We start from the raw sequence: 24,151 nt of genomic DNA on the forward strand, positions 1-24,151 counted from the left end.
GTGAACTCCATCAGTTTGATCGTTTTGCCATATGCATTTTTAAAAGATGTTGAAAAAGAAATAAAAGAATTGGATGCCATAAATGAGGCCACCCGCAAGCAGATTGAAACTATGGCTCCGACTCTTGATATTACTGCTGACGATAAGGCCAAAGCAGAAGAATTGCTTACTCAAATTAAGAGTGAGACTCAAAAATCTGTAAATGAACGCGTTTTTGCTTTTAAGAATAAATTGGGAATTGAAGACAAGCCCAAAGTATCATTAAGCAGCCGCCGCGGTTCTCATAACTTGGTCTGATTGTTTTTTACTTAACTTTAGAAGATTTGGTTTGCTATGAATGACGTTAGAGGTATAAACAATGCGGCAAGTTTAGTGCAGGAAGGAATATCTTCGGCACATGCTGCAAAAAGTAATGTAGGAGAACTTTCGGGAGCTGCCGTTCAGGTTGCCGAAAGTCCCGAAGCGTCTCTTGCCGACAGCGCAGAAGAGCTTACCTTTGCTCGCGATAATTCAAAGCAAACTAAATTAAAGGATCGCAAACAAAAGCAGGCTGCTCTCAATTTAGAAGAAAAAATTGAGAAAATGAAGCAGGCTTTTGAATTGCAGACGGACAATGATGATCGCAATCAGAAAAGTAAATTATTAGAAGATTTAAGAGCCGGCAAGGAAAATCGTGAGAGCATGTTAAATCGCCTAAAAGAACAAGGCGGTCATCCGGCTTCTAATTACTTTTTTTTACTGCAGTATGCCGATAATGAGAAAGATCCGTCATTTGCGGAGAAAATCAAAGATCTGGCACAGGCTCTTTATACTGATGAAAAAAGTGAAATTGATGCCTGCATTAATACTATAAGTGTTGCAGGACATAATGATTTATCTTCTTCTTTTGATTTATGTCTTTCATACAGTGAGCTAAGTCATGACTGTAAAACTCCGGTAGAGATGCTTCATTATATTGAGAAAAAATTTGGTGCAGATAAAGTTGATGCCGGAATAGATTTTATGTTTGAGGCTTTATCTGCTGATTTGGCTTCAGTCAATCAGTCTCAGGAACAAGTTTTGCTTGAGAGTGTCGGTACGTCTTTATCTCTTGCAAGATCTATAAACGGAGCTTCAGTTATCTTAAACGGTTTTGTTGAGCGTTTTGACAAGATTTATCATCTCGATTCAGGTAATTTAAACGGTTTTTCTCTGCTTGAACGCATGCTTAAGCTTTCTGAGCAGAAATTCATACAGACATCCCAAGTCAGATCTCTTTATACGGAAGTTCCTAAGCAAGATCCTGAAACTGAAGTCCTGATGGCTCAGGATTTGCTTAACAAGTCTCGAGAGTTAGGCTCTGAGGTCTTTTTCGGAGTCGAAAACAGGGCTCATGTGATTGATGCCGTCCAAAACCTTGTCGATAAGTTAATTGAAAAAGAAGACGAGTGGCTTGAGCAGGGAGGCAACTGATGATTGATAGAGAAATAAACGAACTGGAAAGCCGTTGGGGAGTAAGTTTTTCTTCTTTTTCAAAAGAAAATCCTCTGAGCTTTAGATGGAATGGTTTGGATTATTGCTTGGAGTCATCTAAAGGTGAAGAAGAGTTTTTGATAATGTCTTTATCTTTTCCGGTAGCTTCTTATGATAAGCATACTTTGATGATGTTTTTAAGTGAATGCTCAGTTTTTAATCGTCATTCTATTGAATTTTCAGTAGGATTTGCCAAAGATAGAATAATGCTTTTGACAAAATTGTCTTCTGACATTTCGGCTATGGATATTGAAAACTCCGTACTTAATTTAAAAACCATATATGACAAAGTCATAAACGGAGAGTAATTATGAGTTCTTCCGTCAATATTTTAAATTCCAATATCGGGCTTGGCAGTGTTATGAATCTGCCGGAGAGCGAACATTTGCCGCAAGTAGAGCAGATTGTCGTACAAAACGAAACTGAAGTTAAGCTCGATGAGTTATATAAGGGAAATAGTTTCAGTGCAATCGCTTTGCAGGGATTAGAACCGAAACTCTCCAGTAATGATATTTTGCAGCCGGCAAATTTAAATAGATCTTTAAATTCTATTTTTGAAAGAATGCAAGGGATTAAGGATGCTGATGTAAGAAGATTTTTGCGTGAAGATCTTAGTCCTTTAATGGAAAATCGCGAACTGTTAAAAGCTTATTTAGGCATGATGGTCGAGGGATAAGATGGCTGAATCGATAGAAATTAAAGGTCTTACTCCTGATGAGAATAATACGCTTAAGATTCTGACGTATTTTTATTTTCAGATGAATCATGTAGACAGCGCCAATAGGGGAGCTAAAGCGATTTTAGCTTTAAATCCTAAAGATATCTGGGCAAAAGCTATGTTGATTTTATGTGCTGATAATAAAGAAGAATACGAAAAAGTATTGTCGTTATCTGATGAAATAAATGAATTCAGTCAGGATAAAGATATCTATCGCTCAGTCTATCTTCTGCGCGCTCGGGCTTTGATTAAAACAGGGCGGGAAGCTGAAGCTAACGCCATGATTAATAACTTAAGGGAGAAAGTATGACATTACTTGACAGCGCTCGTACTGCTTCCTCGCTTGTAACCAAACATGCCGATTTTCTTTTGGTCGGCATGGTGGTGGCGGTTATATGCTTAATGGTTGTGCCTTTGCCTACACCGCTTGTAGATTTGCTTATTTCCGCGAATATATCAATGTCATTCGTCATTTTGATGATGACTATGTATGCGCCGAATGTTTTAAGCTTTTCTTCTTTTCCTACTCTGCTTTTATTTACGACTTTATTTCGCGTCGGTTTAAACATCGCGACCACACGCTTGATTTTGCTGCAGGCAGATGCCGGTGAAATTATTTTCACATTCGGTGAGTTTGCCGTAGGCGGAAATTTTATTGTCGGAGCGGTAGTTTTCATAATCATCGCAATTGTTCAGTTTTTGGTAATTTCAAAGGGTGCTGAACGTGTGTCTGAGGTCGGAGCGCGTTTTTCATTGGATGCAATGCCAGGAAAGCAAATGTCAATTGATGCCGACTTGCGTGCAGGCTCCATTGATTCAGAAGAAGCACAAAATAGAAGAAACGCCGTTTCCCTTGAAAGTCAAATGTATGGCGCTATGGACGGTGCCATGAAGTTTGTAAAAGGAGACGCAATTGCAGGACTTTTAATTGCTGCCGTAAATATTGTTGCGGGTACGATTATCGGCGTAACCCAGATGGGAATGACGTCAGGAGAAGCTTTACAGCTTTATGGCGTGCTTACCGTCGGTGACGGTTTGGTTTCGCAAATTCCTTCGTTATTAATCGCAATTTCCGCCGGTATTCTTGTAACCAGATCTGGCGGTGACAATGATAATGTCGGAGAGCAAATCGGCGATCAAGTATTTTCTCAGCCTAAGGCTTTAAAAATAGCCGGCACTTTGGTCTTCCTTTTTGCTTTGATCCCGGGCTTTCCTAAACCGCAGCTGTTTTCTTTAGCGTTTATTCTTTTTGCTATAGGTTATGCTCTGTCCTATATGCAGAAAAATAAAGATCTAAAGGTTGATCCTAAAGTTGAAATTCAAAAAACGCTGCGTTCGGCAACGGATAAGCGCAAAGCATTTTCCAAAGAAGCGGGAAGTGAAGAATTTGCTCCCGTAGTTCCTCTAATTTTGGATTTGTCTAATAATCTAAGCGATAGCCTTGATTTTAGTGCTTTAAACGACGAGCTTGCCGCATTAAGAAGAGCTTTATATTTTGATTTGGGAGTTCCTTTCCCCGGGGTTAATCTTAGAGAAAATCCCAATCTTGAGCCATATGAATATGTGCTTAATCTTGATGAGATTCCGGTAGCTCACGGTAAGCTTGAACCGGGATGCGTCATGGTGCGTGAAGATCCTGACAACATTCGCATGCTTGGCGTTGAAGTAAAAGAAGGTCGTCCTTTTTTGCCTTCGGAAAAGACTTGGTGGATAAAAGAAGAAGATAAGGACAAGTTAAAGACTATCGGTGTTTCATATTACACGCATTCTAAAGTCATTTCTTTAAATCTTTCTTTGGTCCTGGCAAGACATGCCTCTGATTTTATCGGCTTGCAGGAGGCTAAGTATCTGCTTGATAAGATGGAAGACAGAGCCCCTGATTTAGTACATGAAGTATCAAGACTTCTTCCTTTGCAGAAAATTGCTGATTTATTTAAGCGTCTTGTTCAGGAGCAGATCTCTATTCGCGACTTACGCTCAATTTTAGAAGCAATTATTATTTGGGCGCCCAAAGAAAAAGATCAGGTGATGCTCTGTGAATATATTAGAAGCTGCTTGAAGAGACAGATAAGCTATAAATATTGCGCCGGACAAAATATTTTACCTGCAATTTTATTAGAGCCGTCTGTAGAAGAATTGATTAGAAAATCAATTCGTCAAACTTCTTCGGGGGCATTTTTAGCTTTGGATCCGCAGTCATCAAGACGTTTTTTAAAAGAAGTCGGCAGGGCTTTAGGTAAGCGTAATCGTAATTTGGTGATTATTGCCTCAATAGATATTCGCCGTTATGTAAGACGTCTTATCGAAACCGAATTTTATAACGTACCGGTTCTTGATTATCAGGAATTAACTCCTGAAATATCGGTGCAACCTATTGACAGAGTGAGAATGTAAGGAGTTTTTTATGGAAAAGCATCAGTTTACTGCAACAGAGCTTGTAGCATTATTCGGTCAAGGCTGCAGTGTCGCTGATTTGGCAGGGGTTGATAAAAAACATTTAGAGGCACTTTATGCTTTAGCTTATCAGCTTTATCAAAGTAAGAACTTTGATGATGCCGCCAGTATTTTCAGAGCATTATGTCTTTATGATTACAATGAAATTAAATACTTTATGGGGCTTGGCGGCTGCGAACAGGCTTTGGGAAATTATAAAAAGGCTGCAGATATTTATTCATTGGCATCCGTAGTAAGCGGTCTTGTGGATCCCGAGCCGATGTACTATGCGGCAGTTTGCTTGCTTAAAGCCGGAGAAAAAGAAAATGCCGTTGCGGCTCTTGAAAGTTTGTCCATTATGGGTAAAGAAGGTGATGCCAAAGACGATACCTTCAAAAACAAAGGGGCCGCTTTATTAAAGATTGTGTCTGAAAAATAATAGGTTTTGAATATGAATAATGTTCATGATGTCAGCAAAGCACAGGCACAAGAGATCAGTGAGATCTTAAGCCGAATTAAAGAAAAGGGTCTTAGTTCAAGCTCAGGCTCGTCAATTCCGGATGTTTCTTCAGGTGATCTCAATTTAGATTCTCTGCCTTCTTTAAGTGCGCCGAATGATACTATTCCCATGAGTGTAATTATGGGATTGTGCGAAGAAGCAATAATGTCCATGCTCGGCATGGAGGAGCGAAAAGAGGCCGTTTCATCAGGCGTGGCTACGTTGCAGGCACATGCTGAGGAACGCAAGCAGATAAATCAGGAAAGAATCGAAAAGCTGCAGGAACAAGCTGAAAAAGCTGAAAAACAGGGCTTTTTAGACAAATTGAAGCAAGCTTTTTCAATCATAAGCTGTGTGATTCAAGCTATTGCCGCAGTTGCTGTCCTTGCCAGTGCTGTTATTGCGCCGAATCCTGCAAGTATTATCGGTGCCGGATTGTTAATCGCCTCAACTGTTGAAACGATTATGTCTACGGCTTCTGACGGAAAGCTTAGCTTGCAAAACGGATTTGCGGAGGCGGCAAAAGCAACCGGCGGAAATGAGCAGGCAGCTGCAATTTGCGGAATGATTACGTCATTTGCTATAGGAATTGTAGGAAGCGTGCTTTCCGGTGCAGGTGCTGCAAAGACAATTTCTGATGCGGCAAAGCTTGGCGAGGTATCAAAGCTAACTAAGTTCCAGCAAATTATGAATAATGCAACAAACATTGTTTCAGCAGGAACTCAAGCTGCAAGTTCAGCAGTAAATATTACGTCTGCTGTTTATGAAAAACAGATAGATGAAATCAAAGCTGATTCCAAGCTTCTTGAAGCTATTTTGATGAGAATTCAGATTGCTCAGGATTTGGACACAAAACAGATAGAAAAGATTATGGAAAAGGCCACTGCAATGGCTGAAGGCGTAAAGGATGTTATTGATGATTGCAATAGCACCATGCAGTCAGTCCTTTCAGGCGGTTCAGCTCCTGCGATGGCATAGGAGAAAAATTATGATTAGAGTTAACGGCAATGAAAAGACTTCCTTTTATGGAAATGTCGGATCTGATAACAATATAAATACCAATAACAATTCTGCAATTCCAGGTGCTCAGGGTAAGGATGCTGATTCAATTCCTAATTTGCACGGAAACGGCTTGTCATTTAATTCTTCCGATCTTGGAAGTTCCATGGTGGCTATGGCATCAGCAGGAGCTACTATTTTGGCTTTGATAAGTCAGACTCTTGCCGAGCAGGTTAGAGAAAATCGCAATATGACCTATGAAGCTCAGATGCAAAGTGCTGATTTAATGGAAAAGCAGGCAAGCGAAATGCGCAAGCAGGCTACAATTAAATTTGCCTGCTCAATCGTTTCAAATGTAATTTCTATGGCAAGCAGCGGCATTCAGATGGGAATGTCAATTAAAATTGCAGGAAACAGCGCTTTATCCGATGCGCAGAAAATGGCACAAAGCGCTGCAGTTACTGCTTTTGAGCAAGCTACAAAGTCCGTAACCGGTTTTATTCAAGCCGGAGGAGAATATGGTGCAGCTTTAGTTGATGCCGGTCTAAAAGAACTTGAGGCGGATCAGAAAAAGATTGATGCTTTTGCCGATCAGGTAAAATCCATTACTGAGTCATTGCAGTCAGTGGTGCAAAGATCCATCGATACGTCATCAACCATTTCTCAGGGAATGATTGAGGCGAATAAACGCATTTTAGGCTAATAAGGAGTAATGGCATGCAGGCACGTGATGCAATTGAGCTTATTTGTAAGGAAGCCGGATGGAGCTTTAATCAGAAGGATTTGGCTTTGGACAAAAGTAAAATTGATATTGCTTTTGATAATTATACGTTCAGCCTGTATGCCTTGAATTCTAATGTTTTGTTAATGCGTGCTGTTTTATTTACGTTGCCGCAAAACGATGATGATGCATTTGAAATAGCCAAAAAAGGCGCAACCATGACCGCTGCTATATGGCAGGATCATAAAGTAAATTTTACGCTTGAAGATAAAGATCTATGTCTTGAACTTGATGTTGATGTTTCATTAATTGATAAAAATACACTTTTATCTTTATGTCAGAATTTCTTGGATGATTGTGATTTCTTTGTGGAGCATTTATACTCAAATGAAAGCTCAGAGCGTGTTGAAGCTTTTAATTTTTGGGGAGTAAATCCGTGAACGTCATAAAAAATACGTGGGGACATTTTAGGAAAGCTCTATATGTTATCGCATTTATGCTGATGATAATTCCTGCTTATTCGTTTGCGTTTAATAAACCTTACAGTCATTATTCCTCTCAAGAGGATATATCTTCGGTTCTAGCTGATTTTGCTAGACAGCAGGGATATTCGGTAAATGTGTCTCCATCTTTGACGGGAAAAGTTAACGGAAGATTTGAAAATATAGATCCCGATTTGTTTATTGACGGAATGAAAACGGCTTTTGGCGTCTGTTATTACATAAAAGGGAAAAATATTTATTTTTACAGTGACAGTGAGTTAACTCAAAGCGTTGTAAAACCTTCGGCTCTTTCAGCACAGGAGCTTTTAAATGAAGTCAGAGCCGCAGGCCTTATTTCTGCAAATTTGCCTGTAAGAATCAATTCAAACGGAATGTTAAGTGTTTCAGGACCTCAAAGTTATGTTGATACGATTGTAGATGCAATAAGACAATTTGATGTCGCAACGGAAGAGCATGTTGTAATGAAAGTTATTCGTTTAAAGCATGCAAAGGCTGAAGATATTGAAGTAAGCAGTTCGGATAGAAATGTTCATATTCCGGGTGTGGCTTCTATTTTGCAAAGTATGGTTTCAGGCGGATCCAATAATATCCAAGGTTCGGGCGTTACCGTAACACAAAGAGGATCGGCTTTGCAGGGACTTCGCGGCAGCGGATTGATAAAAGGTTCTCAAAGCAGTAGTCAAAATAGTTTACCTTCCGACACATCAATACAAAGCAGCGGATCGGTACAGCCCCGAAATCTGTTTTCTCCGTCTATTATTGCCGATTCGCGCTTAAATGCCGTTATTATTCATGATTATGATTACCGCATGCCTTATTATGAAGATGTTATAAAAGAACTTGATGTTCCGGTAAGATTGGTGGAACTGCATGCCGCAATCGTTGATGTTGATGTGGGAGCAGCTGATTCCTTAGGTATTGATTGGCAGGCGGCACGCCGAACCGGAAATTGGCAAATTGCCGGCGGTGTGGGGCATCAAATTTCAAATTCAGGAAGTTTAAACCCTAATGGCGGCGGTATTTTTTCCACGGTTTTCAGTACCGATCAGAGCGCCTTCATGATGCAAGTTAATATGCTTGAAGAAGATAACAAAGCAAGGACGTTAGGCAGACCTTCTGTTCTTACTCTTGATAATGTGGAGGCAACGCTTGAGGATACAACTACAAATTATGTAAAAGTTGCCGGAAATGAAAGCTCCGATCTCTTTGAGGTCGTTTCCGGTACGATTTTACGTGTTACTCCTCATATTATTGATTCTCATGACGGATCTGCCCCTTACATTCAAATGGTAATTTCTTTGCAGACAAATCAGGATACGGATCAGAGTCAAAGTTATACCGTATCAAGCGATGCTCAAGGAGCCGATGAACGGATCCCTGTTATCAAAAAGACCACAATAAACACTCAGGCTTTAGTACAGCAGGGACAAAGTCTATTGCTTGGCGGATACTATATGGAGAATCATCGCAATAGCGATAACGGTATTCCGGTATTAAAAGATATTCCTTTAATCGGAGGACTTTTCGGCTCAAGCAGTGATGAAGCGACTCAAAGAGAGCGTTTATTATTGATTACCCCGCGAATTCTTGATTTAGATGACATTAATTTGCCAAGCGGTCTTGATGATAAGAGCTTTGCAAAATCGCCGACTCAGGCAGATTACTCAATGCGGGAAACAAAACCTTTAAATGAATCAGGATGCGCATCTTCCCGATCATCCTCTGCAAATAGCAGTACTAAAGCTCAGTTAGTAAAGGACATATAGCTTATGGATGATCGCAGATTCGAATTTCGTTTTTTATCAGGTTCCAATATCGGAGCTTCTCTTGTTTTACCGCAAGGTGAATATATCTTGGGTAATACTGATAAAAGCGATATCGTAATTTATGACAACGCCATTGAGAAAAGCGAGTTAAAACTTTTTTTGACTGAAGAAGGTGTTTTTGCTGAAGCTTTAAGCGGTAATTGGTTAATTAATAACTCGCAATTAAAAGGAAAACAGTCATTACCTTCAGGTGACTTGTTGTCTGTAGGTTTAAATACCTTGGCATGGCATAAGGAAGGAGATCCTTTTGCCGCTTTTACGTCTTTTTCCGTCAAAGAGACAAATGATGATGTTCTGCATGTCCAATCAGAGAAAGATATAAAAGGCGAAGCTTCTGCAAAAGCAAATATAAGTGGTTTAACAGCTCAAAACACCAACCTTAAGACAGAACATCCGATTGCGAATAAATCTAAGAGCACTTATAAATCCAAGATTTTTATCGGTGCCGTTATTCTTGCTCTGCTGTTATTTTTATTGATTTTCGGTAATGTCTTTGATCGTAAAGCAAGCATTGATGAAGAAATAGCTGCAATTAAGAATCAATCATCGTCATTTTTCGTAGATCCTGTTCAGGTTAATTTTAAAGACGGTATCTATGTGGTCTCAGGAAGCGTTCTTGATCAGGAAAATTACGAAAAATTAATGAAATCGATTCCTCATGTGTCTTATCCGGTCGAGATTAAAGCTAATTTAATAAGTGCTAAAGCGTTGTCTATTAAGCATGCTTTTTCTTTATACGGGATTACCGTAAATCCTGCACTTAAAGGAAATGATTTTGTCGTATACGGATATATTTGCGATCCTTATTATGAGAATGATATTTTTAATGCATTAAACAGTCATTTATCTGAACAAAATATCAAATCCGGTTTTACGTACAGATCGCAATTAGAGCCGTTTATTCAGGAGAAAATAAGTCAATTAAATTTACCGGTATCGTTGATTTTTGATAAAGGTTTCGTTGTTTATGACGGTAAGTTCACTCCTGATCAATATCAAAATTTTTTAACTTTGCAAAGAGAAATAGCTGATTTTTGTAAAGCTCCTGTTATATTTAGAGATATACGTACCATGCCTAAAGGCAATATTGATTTATTGCCTCGGGATGCCGTATCTGTTACATATAAGGATAGCGACCAAAAATTAAGCTCTGATAATGAAAAGTCGGATTTAACCGATCCGGTATCGGTTTTGCCTTTTAATCTTGACAGTATTAGCGGAGTAACTTTAGAACCGTTACGTTTTGTCAGCTTAAAAAATGGCGATAAATATTTTGAAGGAGCTGAGCTGCCTAACGGTTATATCTTAGAAAAGATCTCGGTTAATGAACTTATCCTTGATAAAAAAGGAGAAAAAATTACCTATGAACTTAAATGATCTGAATATGGATTTGCTTTTAAATCCTGAGAATGCTTATTTATTAAAAGAGCTTAAAGAAGAAGTTTTTTCAATATCTGTACAGCTGAAAAATAAAATGGACAGCGGTGTCAGTGTAGGTGAAATTGATGCTTATCGCGGACTTTATCTGTCTTGCCAAAATGCTTTGGCGATTATTGATAAGCTTGGATAAAACCGGAGGTCGGATATGGAAATTTCAGGAAGCAGTTTTGCTGATATGATTAAAACCGGCATGGACAACATGTCAGAAAAGGCAGAACAGATGAAAGAAAAAATGGCTAATATCTCAAGTTTGGATTCTACTGAAGATCAGCAGGCGGCATTACTTGAAATGCAATTTGAGATGGGTCAATATAATGCTGTAATGGAGCTTACTGCTAATTTAGTAAAGTCTTTATCTGAGTCTATAAAGTCAATTTCTCAAAAAGTAAGTTAGTGAGGCCGCAATGCAGATTCTAGAAAAAGAAAAAATCAGTGCCTTAATCCAAATAGGATTTGCCGGTTGCGCTAAAGGTCAGATTTTTCAAGCAAGACGTTTGTTTGAAGGCTTGTTGTGTGCGGATAGCGAATTAGTCGGGGCCAAAATAGGTTTAGCTTTTTCTTATATCGTCGTTGATGATTTTGATAAGGCAGATCAGATTTTGGATGAGCTTCTTGTCTCTCATTCTGACGATGCGGACGTTAAAGCAATGAAAGTTTTTTCTCTTGCTTTACAGAAAAAATCGGAAGAGGCAAAAAAACTAGCTTCAAGTGTTGATGCTTCACAGCAAAGCGCTTATAACTTGTGTCAGGATGCTTTAAATCTGTTGGATAGGTAATAGAATGCGTTTTAAATTTCTTGGGAGCGCCGTTATTTTAAGTGCAATGCTTTTGTGCGGTTGCCGTGAAGCATTGTATTCTAATTTAACGGAAAGTGATGCCAATGAGATGCTGTCGACTCTTTTACAGCGCGGAGTTGATGCTAAAAAAATTTCAGAAGGCAAAAACGGTTTTACAATTGAAGTTGATGAACAGGATTTAGTGCGCTCTCTTGAAATTATAAAAGAACATTCATTACCGCGTGAGCAGTTTCAATCTTTAGGATCGGTATTTTCAGGGCAGGGAATGATTTCTTCTCAAACGGAAGAACAGGCTCGATTGGCTTATGCCTTGTCTCAGGAATTATCTGCTACTTTTTCCAGAATTGACGGCGTCTTGGATGCGCGCGTTCACGTTGTCTTAGTTCAGCATGAGCAATCATCAGGTGTTACTACGCCTCCTTCAGCTGCGGTTTTTATCCGTCATACCAAAGAATCTCCTGTCGTGGATATGATAAGCAGTATTAAAGATACAACAGCTCGCTCTGTTCCCGGACTTACTCATGATCGGGTAGCTGTAATGACTGAGACTTTTGAAGAAAATGTTTTACCTGTTCAAAAAACCTTAAAACCTTGGTATGCAGGTCCTGTCGGTTATGTTCTTGCCGGAATCGGCGGATTGGCAATTGCTTTATGTTTATTGCTTGGTATCGGCAAAAGAACAGGACATATAAAATTTGACTTTGCTAATAAAGATAAAGCGGCTGATAACAAAGAGGCATAATCGGCAAAATGCAGAGAGAATATGCTTTATCCCTTATTGATAATAAAGAGCTTTTAAATGCCGTACTTGATTTTAACTCAGTGCATGAAAGCTCTAATAAGGAGAGTCTCTCTTCGTTTTATGCACAATATCCGTCTTTTATGCGTGATATTGAAGAAACTGATTTAGTTTTGTTTAAAAAACAGCAAAAAATCTCTTATTTTGATTTTTCCGATCCTAAGAGCCGTGTAATTTTTTTTGATAAAGAAACTTTAGACAAAATCGCAGTTTACCTTGGTTCATGCGTATTTGCAGATTGCATTACGACAACCATTCTTAAAAATGAACTTCTTTGTCTCAGTCAAGCAATAGGTTCGTCCGTTTATAAATTTGTTATGGAGCACGGACGCTATGTCTTTGGCGGTACGGTAAAAAGACATTATTCCTCAAAACGGGATGTTAAGTTGGTTTTACAGGAAACCAAATACCAAGGTTATTCAATACTTGTTTTTTTTGCCGGAAGCTTATCAAAAAATTATCAGGACTTTTTATTAAGAAAGATTGCAGAGCTTGATGTTGAATTTGAAAAACAGCAACAATGGTCATTAGATCAGGATAAGCTCTTTTCTTTAATTTGTTTTATTGCAATAAACGAGATTGATGGCAAATGGAAAAAATATTTCATCTAGATGCTGATGATAAATTACAAATTGCAGATGACGTTAAGATCATCAGAAAAGATGATTTGGAGAAGTTTTTTGCCGCTGAAGAAATCATTTTAGAAAGTAAAAAGAAAGCTCAGAAAATATTAGATAAAGCTGAGGAAATCTATAAAAATCGCTTTGAACAAGGTTTAACCGAAGGAAAGGAAGAAGGGAAAAGCGAATATACTTTTAAAATCATGGATATGGTTTTATCTCAGGTAGATAGCCTTGAATCGCTTGAGAAGCAGCTTGTTGAAGTGGTAACAAAATCAGTAAATAAAATTATCGGTGATCTTGATGAAAAAGATCGGATCGTTCGAGTTGTTCGTAAAGGTTTAAGTGCGGTCCGCGGAGAAAAAAGAATTGTCGTACGGGTAAGTACTCATGATGAACCGATTGTCCGTGAAGATTTAAAAGCTTATTTATTATCAGATGACGGCCGCAGCGGATATATCGAAGTTATAGGAGATGTTAATTTAAAAAAAGGAGATTGTATTTTAGAAACTCAAATGGGTGTTGTAGAAGCAAGCCTTGATACTCAACTGAAAATTTTAAGTGAGTCTTTAAGTGCACGCGTTGCTTCTAAGGATTAAAGATGGCTCTAGAATACATCGGACAAATGCTTGAAGATGCAGTAGATGAAGTGTCTTCATTGGAGATTAGGGGAAGGGTTGATCAGGTTGTCGGTACAATTATTCGAGCCTCGGTTCCCGGAGTAAAAGTCGGTGAACTGTGTATTTTGCGCAATCCCGGTGAAAATTGGATGCTGCGTGCTGAAGTCGTTGGATTTTCAAAAAATACCGCACTATTAACACCGCTGGGCGATTTGGAAGGGATTTCTTATCACACGGAAGTAATTCCGACAGGTCATGTTTTGTCTGTTCCGGTAGGTGAAGAGCTTTTAGGTCGGGTTTTAAATGGTGTAGGTGACGTTGCAGACGGCGGTCCGGCGCTTAAGACGCATAAATTTTACCCTGTTTATGCAGACCCTCCTGCTGCGATGCAAAGAAAACTAATAGAAAAACCCGTTAGCCTTGGATTAAGGGTTTTAGACGGGGTTTTAACCTGTGGACAGGGGCAGAGAATGGGCATTTTTGCTGCCGCAGGCGGTGGTAAATCAACATTGCTTTCATCGATAATTAAAGGAACAAGTGCGGAAATATGCGTCTTAGCTTTAATAGGTGAGCGCGGTCGTGAAGTACGTGAATTTATTGAACGCGATCTTGGTCCTGAAGGAATGAAAAAAGCGGTGTTGGTTGTTTCTACTTCTGATCGTTCGTCCATGGAGCGATTAAAAGCCGCATATACCGCAACGGCCATTGCTGAATATTTCCGTGATGAAGGTAAAAATGTTCTTTTGATGATGGATTCTGTTACACGTTTTGGACGTGCACAACGCGAGATTGGGTTGGCTGCAGGAGAACCTCCGACAAGGCGTGGTTTCCCACCTTCTGTTTTTTCAACTTTACCAAAACTCATGGAGCGAGCGGGAAATTCTGATAAAGGTTCAATTACCGCCTTATATACAGTATTGGTTGAAGGCGATGATATGACTGAGCCTATTGCTGATGAAACCAGATCTATTTTAGACGGTCATATCATATTGTCCCGAAAACTTGCTGCTGCTAATCATTATCCCGCTATTGATGTGCTTGCAAGCGTCTCTCGCGTGATGAATACAATTGTCAGCAAAGAACATAAAGCAGCTGCACAGAAGTTAAGACAGATTTTGGCAAAATACTCTGAGATAGAATTGTTGGTTCAACTTGGTGAATATAAAAAGGGAAATGACGCCGAAGCAGATTTTGCCTTGTCACACATAGATGCCGTGAATAAATTTTTAAAACAAGGTTTGGATGAAAAGAGCTCTTTTGAGGATACGGTAAGTCAATTACTAAAAATAGTTAAGTAAAAATTATTTAATATAAGATCCTGCCTCACAAAAATTATTTTGCAGTAGTTTAAAATTAGCACATAATATATATAAAAGCAGAGCATATTATTTTTAAGGATCTTATATGCAGAACCAATATTTAAATGCTTTATGTAATTTTTTGGGCATTGATTGCAATTGTGAAAATGACGGTATTGCAATCTTGAACTATGAAGGAAGAGATTTGGTTTTCTCTTTTAATCCCGCAGAAAATTCTTACTTATTGCAATATTCACTCGGATCTGTAGCAGAAATAAAATCAGCTTTTGTTTATAGAAAATTACTATCAGCAAATTTTTTGCGTTTAGGCACTTATGGAGCCTCGTATGCTCTGGATGAAAGAAATGAAGAGATCTTAGTGAATTATGAAATTGCTTTAACCGGTTTATCAGTTGAAGATTTTTTAAGTGAATTGGCTAAATTTTTAAAAATTACGCAGCAATGTAAAAAAGATTTTAAAAATTTATTATCTTGTCTGACGGATAGTTTGAGCAAGGCTTCAGCTCAAACTGAAAAGCAAGATACTACGCAGTGGCTTAATGTTTAAAGAGGGAAAAATCATGAGTGAGCAAATTTCTAAACAGTCGCTGTTTTCTCAAGTAAAGCATTTGGATGATTCGACCCCGCTGTTTGTTAACAGTAAATCTAATAATGTTGAAACCAGATCTCAAATTTCCGGTATTTCATCTTTATTTGCTATTTCTTATCTCAATGAGCAAAGAGAAACATTTGATCAAATTAAATCTCTTATCCGTAGTCATCCTAAATTGCAGACAATAGCAAATGAAGCAGATAAATTTTTAGACAAGTTAAAAGTACAAAATAAAGCCATTACCGCAGGCGACGTGAAGCAAATCATTGCTATGTACGATATGAAAAAGGGTCTGGAGGTAGGAGAAAAATTTGCAAATGAAAATAAGATCCCTCAATTTTTTAAAACGTCATTTGCATCTTTTGTAGCGAAAAATGGAATTTCTCTTGAGAATAAAGATGAGCAAAGAGTTGCTTTAAATCAGTTTTTGGTAGAGGAGTTTATTAATAATAAAGATAATTTCCAGATATTAACCAGAAATAAAGATTTTCCTGTACCCATACAGAATGTAATAACAGGATATGCAAAAGAAAGCGGTTTTTTTGAAAAATATATTGAACAGAGATTTTTAACAAATTTTGACAATTTTAAATTTTCTTCCTTACAAGAATTTGCAAAAAATCTTGAACCCATGTCAGAGCTTCTAAGCCTTTTTTCAGAAGGAGAACTTACTGCTATTGCAGAACAACATAAAACGGCAGCGGATAAAAACGCTACTTTATTGAATTTATTTAATGAAATTAAAGATTTATATCCAATTAAAGATTGTCATGACATTTTAAAGGCGTGTTTAAAAGATAACGATTCTTTAAATTCTCTTCAGGAACGCACTTTTGCCGTAAGAAAACATACCTGTCAAATGCTCACCGGAGTTCCCGATTATGTTTGCATGAACAAATTTAATATCCCTGAGCAGTATCGTGAAATTATTTGCCATAATCCCGAGATTGTAGATGCAGCAGTAAAACAGCTCACATTAGAGAATGAAAACGTTTATCCTAAAGTTGAAAGCTTGTTTAGAGCTTTAGATAAAGTAACAGAGCAGTTTTTAGAAAAGAAATCCGCATTAATCAATGAAGCAGTTTTAATGCTTGAAGGCGGAGCTAATATTTCATTAGCAGGTCTTGATGATAAGTACAAGCCGTATTTATTTAATGCGCTTTTATCAGGACAAGATATCATAGAACCATTAATAAATGATTCTGTAGCAGTAGACGGCGCTTTTTTAAATAAAGTAAGTGCTTTTTACAATGATGTATTAAGCGGAGTGAAGCTTTTACCTGAAGAAGAAAGAGAAAGTGCTTTTGACAAAATAATGACTGCGGCTTTGACGGTTTTGCTGCAGCAGCGCGGAATTTCTGCACTTGAAAGCAAGTTTTCTGCAACCTTGATGGCAAATGCCGTTTCTAAATTTGCTTCAATTACTTCTGCTGCAAATCAAAAAGCAGTTCAAATTAATAAAGATCAAAATGCTGCTCCTGCTGACATGAATCAAGCAGAAGAACTTTTACATATTAATTGTGTTGTAAAACAATTAGTAAAAAGTATTTATGCATTAGACAATGAAGATATTTTAACCGTTCCTGACTGGGATGTGCCGCAAAGTACATTAGCTCAGGAGTCTTTTAATAAATTATTTAATACTGTTTTTTTAAGCAAAACCGAGACGGATCTTTTGCCTGATGCCTTACGCGATTATTTAAATGCCGATGCTGCTTTAGCAATTAAAGAATTGCCTTCAGATTCTATAAATTATCAGGCAGTAGAAAAGGCACAAGCTTGGTTTTCAAATAAGGATGCCATTCCGCCTGAAATAAGAGAAAAAGTTTTTGACGATGTCATTATTAAAGCAAAAGCTCAGGGGGTGGCATCTTCATTATTTGACTCTGCTAATTATGACTACACCTTAGTTCTTGCTGATATAAAAAATGAAGTATTAAATAGAGCAATACAAGCTGAAGGTAACGGCAGCACATTAACTGATGAAGATATTTCAAACATTGCAAGAGAAGTAGTTTTAAAAGATATTCAGGAGCTTAGTAATTTAATTGATTTTGTATCAGCCTCTGATTCTATTTTGCTCAAGAATAATTTAAATGTTCATTTATCACCTGAAGAGAAAACTGGAATTATTGGTAATTTGCATAGATTAGGTATTCGTGATCTTAATGCTTTAAAGGAAGTTATAGGAACATATAAAGATATTGTTGAAAGTACTCTTCCTAACTTGGTTGCTCCGGACCCTATTGATTCTCAGATAATCAGTGCTATCTACACCATTAAGGATAAATTCGGTACATTAGCTTTTAATTTCAAGAAAGCGGATCAACAAACACAGGCTAATCTGCGTACTTTTGTTTTGAATATGACAACTGTTTTGTCAGCTCAAACTTTTTATGAAGGACAATCGATTAAAGACAGATTAACTGCCTGTTTGTCCTCTGTTTCAGCGGATAGAGTTGATAGTTCTTTGCAGTATCTTAGTAAGATTGCTCAAGAACAAAACAGACTGGGAGCATTAACGCAGTTACATGAATCTTCTCAAGTTCTTCATGAGTTAAAGCAAATTGCAAATGTAACAAAAGTTAATGATCCTTTTACCAGTCTGACTCAATTAAAAGGCGGCGATAACGGAATAGTTTCGCATTTGGCAAGAGGGGACGCAATTAATTTATTGCCGGCAGAATTTCAAAAGCTGTCGAAAATAAATCCGCCTTTGTCTGAGTCTGAATATTGGATTATGAATGCAATAATCAAACAGTACACAAACAATGATCCGAAAAATTCTGATGCAATTAATGCGCTTGTGTCTTCGGCTCCTCAAATTATCGATTTTTATAATAAGAGTGGCTATGTTCCCGAGGGTAAAGATTTGTATCGGATTGTAAGCGGCGGAGCAGAGATGCCTGATAATGTTTCTGATGATGAAGTGGTGATTAAGGCTTACGAAAGTTTATATAATTTAGTTCTTGAAAAGATACATGATTCTCCTGGCTATGATGATGATGTAACGCCTAGTCAAATAGCTTATATGATTAATTGCGGAGCGTTTTTCGGTTGTTCTCCGGAACTTATTCGTCAAATTGCATTAGGTCAAAAAACCGATATTTCAGGCGAAGATTTAAATTGCCCTGTAGGAGAACTCCCATCATTAACAGATTTTAATCCAAAGAATAATTATTTTTTGGATGTGGATTTTCATAGATGGAAGGGGCGAACCTCGTTTACTTTTATTCAAAAAGACGGTGAAGAGGTTGTATTTAGACCATCCCGTGATTTATCAGCTGATCCGGATAAAAAGAACATGCTGTATAAGTCCATTATTTTGAGTGTGTATAAAATGATGGGCAAAAATGAAATTACCGATGAATTATCAGAGGAAAACAGGATACAGCTGTCTCGTGTTTTCTGTTTATTGTCGCAAGCCGGAATTGCAGATACCAGATGTGAGATTTTTTTACCTCCATATAGTAATGCAGATGAACATGGATCTTATCTCTTTAATATTAAAGCTCAGGAAGACGGATCAATTGAGCTGGTTATTAAAACTGATCCTGATAGTATTTATGACTACTCTCAGTCTTTTGTTGTCAGATCGGACGGATCTTATGCATGTACGGATTTTAAGATAGCAATAAGAGAAAACGCTGCTGCATCTTCCGAATCCGTGCTTTCGGTTAGTGAGGATGATGAATTTTCTGTTTAAGATATAAGCATTGAAGGTGAAGAAAGTGGCGAAGCTGTGCAGTATAGCAGCTCTATAAGAACGCTGGTGATGATCTAAAATCTAAATGCTTCGGATTTGGGACCTAAGGTCGATCCTTTATCAAAAGAGGGAGGTTGCAGGTTTCTCCGAAGTATATGACAATGCGATATCGTTGTTAAGCAACTCGCTATTTCGGTCTTTAGGCCGAAGGTGACGTTGATTAATTGAGATCTAAAATTTAACAAAATATGCCAGAAGTCTCCACCATCTATAGGGTGGGGAGTAAGTCACTAACAGGTATCCATCTTATGCACAAGATGAGATATTGCGTAAGGTTATATAATCCATATATAACAGTATGTTATATAAAGATTGGAGTATGGTATATGCAGATAATTATTTCACCGGCAAAAAAGATGATTGAGAATACAGATACTCTTCTGCCACTGCGTATGCCGTTATTTTTAAATGAAGCTAACATTATTCTCTCTAAATTAAGAGAATTTGATTTTGCTAAGTTAAAGGCTTTGTATAAAGCTTCTGATAGTATTGTAAAACTAAACCTTGAGCGTCTTAGCTGTATAGATTTGAGTAAGAATTTAACTCCGGCATTACTTTCATATAGCGGATTACAGTATCAATCTATGGGCGCTAATGTTTTTGATGAGCGTTCGTATGAATATCTTGATAGGCATCTTTTCATATTAAGCGCTATGTACGGGATGCTAAGACCCTTTGATGGGGTACGGGCATACAGACTTGAAATGGCTGCCAAATTAAAAATTAATGATAAAAAAGATCTTTATGATTTCTGGCAGAAAAAAGTTACCGGTGAGCTACAAAAATACGATGACACTGTTATTAATTTAGCCTCAGAAGAGTACAGTAAAGTTATATATTCAAAAAAAGTTAATTTGATTAATGTGCTATTCCCAGTAATGAGCGGTGATAAACTTGTGGAAAGAGGAAGTTTATGCAAACAGGCTCGTGGGGCAATGGTAAGGTTTTTGGCAGAAAATAATATAGAATCTTCTGAAGAGATGAAATATTTTTCTGCATATGGGTTTGTTTATTCAAAAGAACATTCTAATAAAAAAACATTTTGTTTTATAAAGGAAAATAATTATGGCAATGCTTGAAGCCGGAGTTTTTGCTCCTGATTTTACTTTAAAAGATCAAAAAGGAAATGAAGTCAGATTATCGCAATTTCGCGGTAAAAAAGTTGTTGTTTATTTTTATCCTAAAGATTTGACTCCCGGATGCACGCGAGAAGCATGCGCTTACGCAGGTTTATCGTCTCAGTTTGATGCAGATAATGTTGTGATTTTAGGGATAAGCAAAGATAGTGTTGCATCTCATGAGAAATTTGCAGTAAAACATAATCTTCCCTTTATTTTGCTGTCTGACGAAAATAAAGAAGTGTTGGAAGCTTTTGGGGTTTGGCAAGAAAAGAAAATGTACGGCAAAGTTTCCATGGGTGTTGTCAGATCAACGTTTGTTCTTGATGAGGACGGGAAAATCATCAAGGTGTTTAAGCGTGCTAAACCTGATACCAATGCACAAGAGGCCTTAGACTTTATTCGTAATTATCAAAAAGTTTAAAAAAAAGCGTGCTTGACGGCACGCTTATAAAAATTATTTTGTTTTTTACTTAAGATTTGCTGCAGCAAAGTCCCAATCGATGTGAGCTATAAAGTCTTTTACGTAATCGGCACGGCGGTTTTGATAATCAAGATAGTAAGCGTGCTCCCATACGTCTACTGTAATAATCGGAGTGAAACCGTCGATTAACGGATTGCCAGCATTAGAAGTATTAACGATTTTAAGTAGATTGGGACCGGTTTGTACTAACCATGTCCAGCCTGAACCGAAATTGCCTACAGCAGATGCTGTAAATTTTTCTTTAAAACTCTCAACCGACTCGAAATTACTTATAAGTAAAGCTTTAATCTTTTCGGGAATTTCTTTTTCTTCAGGACTGATGCAATTGAAATAGAATTCGTGGTTCCAAGCTTGTGCTGCATTATTAAATAAGGGACCGGAACTTGACATCATGATATCTATGAGGGATTTCCCTTCATAGCTTGATCCTGCGACCAATTTGTTAGTGGTATCTACATAGGCCTGTAAATGTTTACCGTGATGAAAATTCAAAGTATTTTCAGATATGAAACCTAAAGCATTTTTAGGGTATTTTAAAGCCGCTAAAGTAAATGACATATAAAAACTCCTGCATGTGTGTATCTCTATAAGAGGATAGATGTTTTGTTTAAAGTAAGCAATTGACAATACGCACATTTTGCGCAAGTGATAAAACTTATTAAATTCGTAACTTGCAAGTAGTTCAGTCGTTATTCTGTTTTACATGAATCCGGTGTTTTTTCAGGATCTTCTTTGTCTTTCAGGTGAGCACGAAAATCAAGTAGAGTTTGTTCTATGGGGTCGGGAAAACCTGCAAATAAGGTATAACGGTTAAAAATACTGCAAAAGAGTTTGCACTCCATTAACGTATCGTATTTTGCACCATGAGCTTTATCATCTTCAAATTCAATTCCTGCTGCAGTACAAGCTCTTGCTAAAACAGTTTGACCGTACACAAGGCCGGCAAGGGAAGCCGTATCGAAAACAGTAAATTGATGAAAAGGACAGCGCTTATAATTTAAGCGTTTTGCTAGCGCGTGAATAAATGACAAATCAAAAAAACCGTTATGTCCTACTAAAATTGCTCGAGTGCATCCTTCCTTTTTCATTTTTTTAGAGATTGCTTTAAACATCGGCAGAACAGCAACTCTTTCATCTTGCAAATTACGGCTTTCATCAAAAGGATCGATACCTAAAAAAGCTATATTAGACGGTTCAATGTTTGAATTAGGAAAAGGACGGATATTGGCGCTCATTATTTCATCAGGCTGCAGGTATCCGTTATCGTCCATCGTCATTGTCATCATGGCAACTTCAAGTAAAGCGTCAGTTTCCGGATTAAATCCGGCAGTTTCAACGTCTACAACAACGGGATAGAAACCGCGAAAACGATCTTTTATCGAAAATCGCTTGGGAAGCTGTGATGAATTTTCCTGACACATAGTAACCTCTAAATTTTTGCGCATTTTATCACGATTTTTTTGAAATTTTGTAATAGACAGACAATGAGGAAATGATTCACAGAGCGAAATTTTTTAATTAAAAAAGATAATTTTTATTAAAAATGTTTAGGTACCTAAATAAAATACTATACTTAAGATAGTTAGGTGCCTAATTATATTTGTTTTTAAATAAAAAGGGGCTAAGAGTGAGTATGGTAGAAAATAAATGTGATTTATGTGCAAAGGGTTGTTCTATGAATGATTTGCAATGTAAAAGGGGAAGGGATTTGTATATGAGAAATGATGCGTTCAATCAAAATAATTATTCCGATGCGTCTTTTGCAGACAGTTGCGGTTGTAATAGCGTAGGACACGAAAGAAACTGTAAAAAATCGGCAGGTCAAACGTGTTCTGAGGTTGGCGGTTGCAGAGGAAGAGGCCGAGGACAACACAACCGGAAATTTAATTATGAAAAAGGAAATTGCGGTTGTAATCAATATGTTGATTCCTATAGAGAATTGTCGTTTTTAGTTGACTCATGTTGCCGACATATGCACCGTCATATGCCTCAACAGGGTAGAATCAGGCATATGATTAGAAAATGCGGCAATATCGCTCAAAAGGAACTTCAAGAGAGATTAGGGATAAAAGCAGGCTCTATTAGTGAGATATTAAATAAAATGGAAAGAAAGGGAATTTTGGAAAGACGTGAAGATCCTTGTGATAGAAGAAGAAAACGCTTATTTTTAGCAGACAATGCATCTGCTTGTCAGGAAGAGCATGTGGATGACTTTTTCAATGTTTTAACAGAAGAGGAGCAACAAACTCTTAAAACATTATTGATGAAATTGTTAGGAGCTCATAATTTGTCGAGCGTTTAATTAAAGAAGTTAAAAGTGCAGTTTAAAAATTATTTAACAGAAAATATTCGCATTGATGCTGCACTTTTATCTCATCCGTTCCGTGAATTTGTATCTTGATAACATCGCCACCACGTAAATTAAGAGACATTAACGACATTAAATTTTTGCCGTCAGCAACTTGGTTTTTATGCTCTATGGTGACATCAGAGGAAAAAGCTGACAGGAGTTTTGCAAGCTCTCCGGCCGGACGCGTATGTATGCATTTACCGTCACTTATTCTGAAAGAAAATTCGATCATTTTTATCTCTAATTTTTTATTTATTCTTTATTAAGTCGATTGTAGCAGACAAAGTTTAAAAATGTGTTTATATCAACGCAATGAGGTAAATATAATTAAAATTTTTGCAGAAAATAAAAAATACAGACAAAAAGACTCATGATCATCAAATAATCAAACAGAAAAAGTGGATACGTTTCGTAGAAATCGAATACCGGATATTCAAGAAGTAGAAAAAGATTTTCTGCAAGACGCCTTGATATGAATTGATACAAACCATACAAAGCGATAATAACTGCATTGACGTCCTCACCGGCCTAAAGGCCGATGATCCTGCTGCTAAACAACAATAGTGCTATTGTTGTAAGCTTCGGCGGGTTCCTGCTGCCGACCTCTATTGAGGTTCGCTTGCCGGGCCATCCGGGCAAGTCCTGCCCTTTTTAAGATGTTTTGTGCGGCATTGACGTCGGCATGTGCATCATAGCCGCACTTTACGCACTTGAATATCTCCTGCTCCTTACGGTTGTCTTTGCTTATATGTCCGCATTGTATACAGGTTTGACTCGTGTGCTTGGGGTCTACTTTTATTAGTATCCCACCCTTTAATTTAAGCTTATATTCAAGGTATGAGAAAAACTTACGCCATGCTTCATTTAAGACAGAGCGGTTTAATCCCGCTTTTGCTTTAACATTCTTGCCGGGATTTTCTATCGTTCCTTTTGCCGACTTGCTCATGTTTTTTATCTTCAAGTCCTCAATCACTATCAGGTCGTGGTTTTTAACCATAAGGGTTGATGCCTGATGTAAAAAATTATTTCGAATGT

The 24,151-nt window shown here is 37.6% G+C and carries 28 protein-coding genes; 24 read left to right on the forward strand and 4 right to left on the reverse strand.

Annotated elements, in window-relative coordinates:
• From HMPREF9444_RS11030 to bcp, 23 genes are all read left to right on the forward strand, one after another.
• On the forward strand, nucleotides 1-297 hold a 297-nt coding region (locus HMPREF9444_RS11030; RefSeq protein ID WP_187363641.1), incomplete at its 5' end, for a hypothetical protein.
• Between the two features lie 36 nt (nucleotides 298-333).
• Nucleotides 334-1,452: a TyeA family type III secretion system gatekeeper subunit gene (locus HMPREF9444_RS02750; RefSeq protein WP_009142816.1), complete on the forward strand. Its 1,119-nt coding sequence runs from the start codon at nucleotides 334-336 to the stop codon at nucleotides 1,450-1,452.
• The gene (locus HMPREF9444_RS02755) at nucleotides 1,452-1,820 is read left to right on the forward strand and encodes a hypothetical protein (protein ID WP_009142817.1); all 369 of its coding nucleotides are present in this window, start codon (nucleotides 1,452-1,454) and stop codon (nucleotides 1,818-1,820) included. The genes HMPREF9444_RS02750 and HMPREF9444_RS02755 overlap by 1 nt, the downstream gene beginning before the upstream one ends.
• 2 nt (nucleotides 1,821-1,822) lie before the next feature.
• Nucleotides 1,823-2,188: a type III secretion apparatus assembly protein SctX gene (gene sctX / locus HMPREF9444_RS02760; protein ID WP_009142818.1), complete on the forward strand. Its 366-nt coding sequence runs from the start codon at nucleotides 1,823-1,825 to the stop codon at nucleotides 2,186-2,188.
• 1 nt (nucleotide 2,189) lies between these two features.
• On the forward strand, nucleotides 2,190-2,540 hold the full coding sequence (locus HMPREF9444_RS02765; protein ID WP_009142819.1) for a hypothetical protein: 351 nt from the start codon (nucleotides 2,190-2,192) through the stop codon (nucleotides 2,538-2,540).
• Nucleotides 2,537-4,624: a type III secretion system export apparatus subunit SctV gene (gene sctV / locus HMPREF9444_RS02770; protein WP_009142820.1), complete on the forward strand. Its 2,088-nt coding sequence runs from the start codon at nucleotides 2,537-2,539 to the stop codon at nucleotides 4,622-4,624. The genes HMPREF9444_RS02765 and sctV overlap by 4 nt, the downstream gene beginning before the upstream one ends.
• A 10-nt stretch (nucleotides 4,625-4,634) precedes the next feature.
• Nucleotides 4,635-5,102, forward strand: coding sequence for a SycD/LcrH family type III secretion system chaperone (locus tag HMPREF9444_RS02775; RefSeq protein WP_009142821.1), 468 nt, complete (start codon nucleotides 4,635-4,637; stop codon nucleotides 5,100-5,102).
• Between the two features lie 12 nt (nucleotides 5,103-5,114).
• On the forward strand, nucleotides 5,115-6,140 hold the full coding sequence (locus HMPREF9444_RS02780) for a hypothetical protein (protein ID WP_009142822.1): 1,026 nt from the start codon (nucleotides 5,115-5,117) through the stop codon (nucleotides 6,138-6,140).
• A 10-nt stretch (nucleotides 6,141-6,150) separates the two neighbouring features.
• A complete protein-coding gene (locus tag HMPREF9444_RS02785) occupies nucleotides 6,151-6,864 on the forward strand; it encodes a hypothetical protein (RefSeq protein ID WP_009142823.1) in 714 nt (237 codons plus the stop codon).
• Between the two features lie 14 nt (nucleotides 6,865-6,878).
• Complete coding sequence (locus HMPREF9444_RS02790; RefSeq protein ID WP_009142824.1) at nucleotides 6,879-7,322, forward strand: hypothetical protein; 444 nt, start codon at nucleotides 6,879-6,881, stop codon at nucleotides 7,320-7,322.
• Nucleotides 7,319-9,151 (forward strand): type III secretion system outer membrane ring subunit SctC, encoded by a 1,833-nt coding sequence (gene sctC / locus HMPREF9444_RS02795; protein ID WP_009142825.1) that lies wholly within the window; start codon nucleotides 7,319-7,321, stop codon nucleotides 9,149-9,151. Before HMPREF9444_RS02790 ends, sctC begins: the two co-directional genes overlap by 4 nt.
• A gap of 3 nt (nucleotides 9,152-9,154) precedes the next feature.
• On the forward strand, nucleotides 9,155-10,588 hold the full coding sequence (gene sctD, locus HMPREF9444_RS02800; RefSeq protein ID WP_009142826.1) for a type III secretion system inner membrane ring subunit SctD: 1,434 nt from the start codon (nucleotides 9,155-9,157) through the stop codon (nucleotides 10,586-10,588).
• Nucleotides 10,575-10,781, forward strand: a complete 207-nt coding sequence (locus HMPREF9444_RS02805; RefSeq protein ID WP_009142827.1) for a hypothetical protein — start codon at nucleotides 10,575-10,577, stop codon at nucleotides 10,779-10,781. The genes sctD and HMPREF9444_RS02805 overlap by 14 nt, the downstream gene beginning before the upstream one ends.
• Nucleotides 10,782-10,796: 15 nt before the next feature.
• Entirely contained in the window at nucleotides 10,797-11,045 is a 249-nt protein-coding gene (locus HMPREF9444_RS02810) for an EscF/YscF/HrpA family type III secretion system needle major subunit (protein WP_009142828.1), read from the forward strand.
• A 10-nt stretch (nucleotides 11,046-11,055) separates the two neighbouring features.
• On the forward strand, nucleotides 11,056-11,427 hold the full coding sequence (locus HMPREF9444_RS02815; protein ID WP_009142829.1) for a tetratricopeptide repeat protein: 372 nt from the start codon (nucleotides 11,056-11,058) through the stop codon (nucleotides 11,425-11,427).
• Between the two features lie 4 nt (nucleotides 11,428-11,431).
• Nucleotides 11,432-12,190: a type III secretion system inner membrane ring lipoprotein SctJ gene (sctJ, locus tag HMPREF9444_RS02820; RefSeq protein WP_009142830.1), complete on the forward strand. Its 759-nt coding sequence runs from the start codon at nucleotides 11,432-11,434 to the stop codon at nucleotides 12,188-12,190.
• Nucleotides 12,191-12,198: 8 nt separating this feature from the next.
• Nucleotides 12,199-12,858 (forward strand): hypothetical protein, encoded by a 660-nt coding sequence (locus HMPREF9444_RS02825; RefSeq protein ID WP_009142831.1) that lies wholly within the window; start codon nucleotides 12,199-12,201, stop codon nucleotides 12,856-12,858.
• On the forward strand, nucleotides 12,837-13,466 hold the full coding sequence (locus HMPREF9444_RS02830) for an HrpE/YscL family type III secretion apparatus protein (RefSeq protein ID WP_009142832.1): 630 nt from the start codon (nucleotides 12,837-12,839) through the stop codon (nucleotides 13,464-13,466). Before HMPREF9444_RS02825 ends, HMPREF9444_RS02830 begins: the two co-directional genes overlap by 22 nt.
• 2 nt (nucleotides 13,467-13,468) lie before the next feature.
• The gene (gene sctN, locus HMPREF9444_RS02835) at nucleotides 13,469-14,785 is read left to right on the forward strand and encodes a type III secretion system ATPase SctN (RefSeq protein WP_009142833.1); all 1,317 of its coding nucleotides are present in this window, start codon (nucleotides 13,469-13,471) and stop codon (nucleotides 14,783-14,785) included.
• Nucleotides 14,786-14,891: 106 nt separating this feature from the next.
• Nucleotides 14,892-15,353: a type III secretion system chaperone gene (locus HMPREF9444_RS02840; RefSeq protein WP_009142834.1), complete on the forward strand. Its 462-nt coding sequence runs from the start codon at nucleotides 14,892-14,894 to the stop codon at nucleotides 15,351-15,353.
• Nucleotides 15,354-15,366: 13 nt separating this feature from the next.
• A complete protein-coding gene (locus HMPREF9444_RS02845) occupies nucleotides 15,367-19,104 on the forward strand; it encodes a hypothetical protein (protein WP_148514329.1) in 3,738 nt (1,245 codons plus the stop codon).
• A gap of 386 nt (nucleotides 19,105-19,490) precedes the next feature.
• Nucleotides 19,491-20,243, forward strand: coding sequence for a peroxide stress protein YaaA (yaaA, locus tag HMPREF9444_RS02850; protein ID WP_009142836.1), 753 nt, complete (start codon nucleotides 19,491-19,493; stop codon nucleotides 20,241-20,243).
• Nucleotides 20,230-20,706, forward strand: coding sequence for a thioredoxin-dependent thiol peroxidase (gene bcp, locus HMPREF9444_RS02855; RefSeq protein ID WP_009142837.1), 477 nt, complete (start codon nucleotides 20,230-20,232; stop codon nucleotides 20,704-20,706). The genes yaaA and bcp overlap by 14 nt, the downstream gene beginning before the upstream one ends.
• 45 nt (nucleotides 20,707-20,751) lie before the next feature.
• On the opposite strand, the gene HMPREF9444_RS02860 is transcribed toward bcp, so the two are convergent.
• Nucleotides 20,752-21,324, reverse strand: a complete 573-nt coding sequence (locus tag HMPREF9444_RS02860) for a superoxide dismutase (protein WP_009142838.1) — start codon at nucleotides 21,322-21,324, stop codon at nucleotides 20,752-20,754.
• A 131-nt stretch (nucleotides 21,325-21,455) separates the two neighbouring features.
• Nucleotides 21,456-22,211: a ribonuclease T gene (gene rnt, locus HMPREF9444_RS02865; RefSeq protein WP_009142839.1), complete on the reverse strand. Its 756-nt coding sequence runs from the start codon at nucleotides 22,209-22,211 to the stop codon at nucleotides 21,456-21,458.
• A gap of 188 nt (nucleotides 22,212-22,399) precedes the next feature.
• Here rnt and HMPREF9444_RS10480 point away from each other — a divergent pair, with 188 nt between their 5' ends.
• Nucleotides 22,400-23,068 carry a MarR family winged helix-turn-helix transcriptional regulator gene (locus HMPREF9444_RS10480; protein WP_009142840.1) on the forward strand — a complete coding sequence of 223 codons (669 nt, stop codon included), beginning with the start codon at nucleotides 22,400-22,402 and terminating at the stop codon, nucleotides 23,066-23,068.
• A gap of 22 nt (nucleotides 23,069-23,090) precedes the next feature.
• Here the strand turns inward: HMPREF9444_RS10480 and HMPREF9444_RS02875 are convergent, their stop codons facing one another.
• Both HMPREF9444_RS02875 and HMPREF9444_RS02880 read right to left on the reverse strand, forming a co-directional pair.
• A complete protein-coding gene (locus tag HMPREF9444_RS02875; RefSeq protein ID WP_009142841.1) occupies nucleotides 23,091-23,348 on the reverse strand; it encodes an HPr family phosphocarrier protein in 258 nt (85 codons plus the stop codon).
• Nucleotides 23,349-23,666: 318 nt separating this feature from the next.
• Nucleotides 23,667-24,151: RNA-guided endonuclease InsQ/TnpB family protein (locus tag HMPREF9444_RS02880; RefSeq protein WP_040909135.1), on the reverse strand; the 485-nt coding region annotated here is incomplete at its 5' end.

It is taken from the genome of Succinatimonas hippei YIT 12066 (assembly GCF_000188195.1).
GTDB lineage: Bacteria > Pseudomonadota > Gammaproteobacteria > Enterobacterales > Succinivibrionaceae > Succinatimonas > Succinatimonas hippei.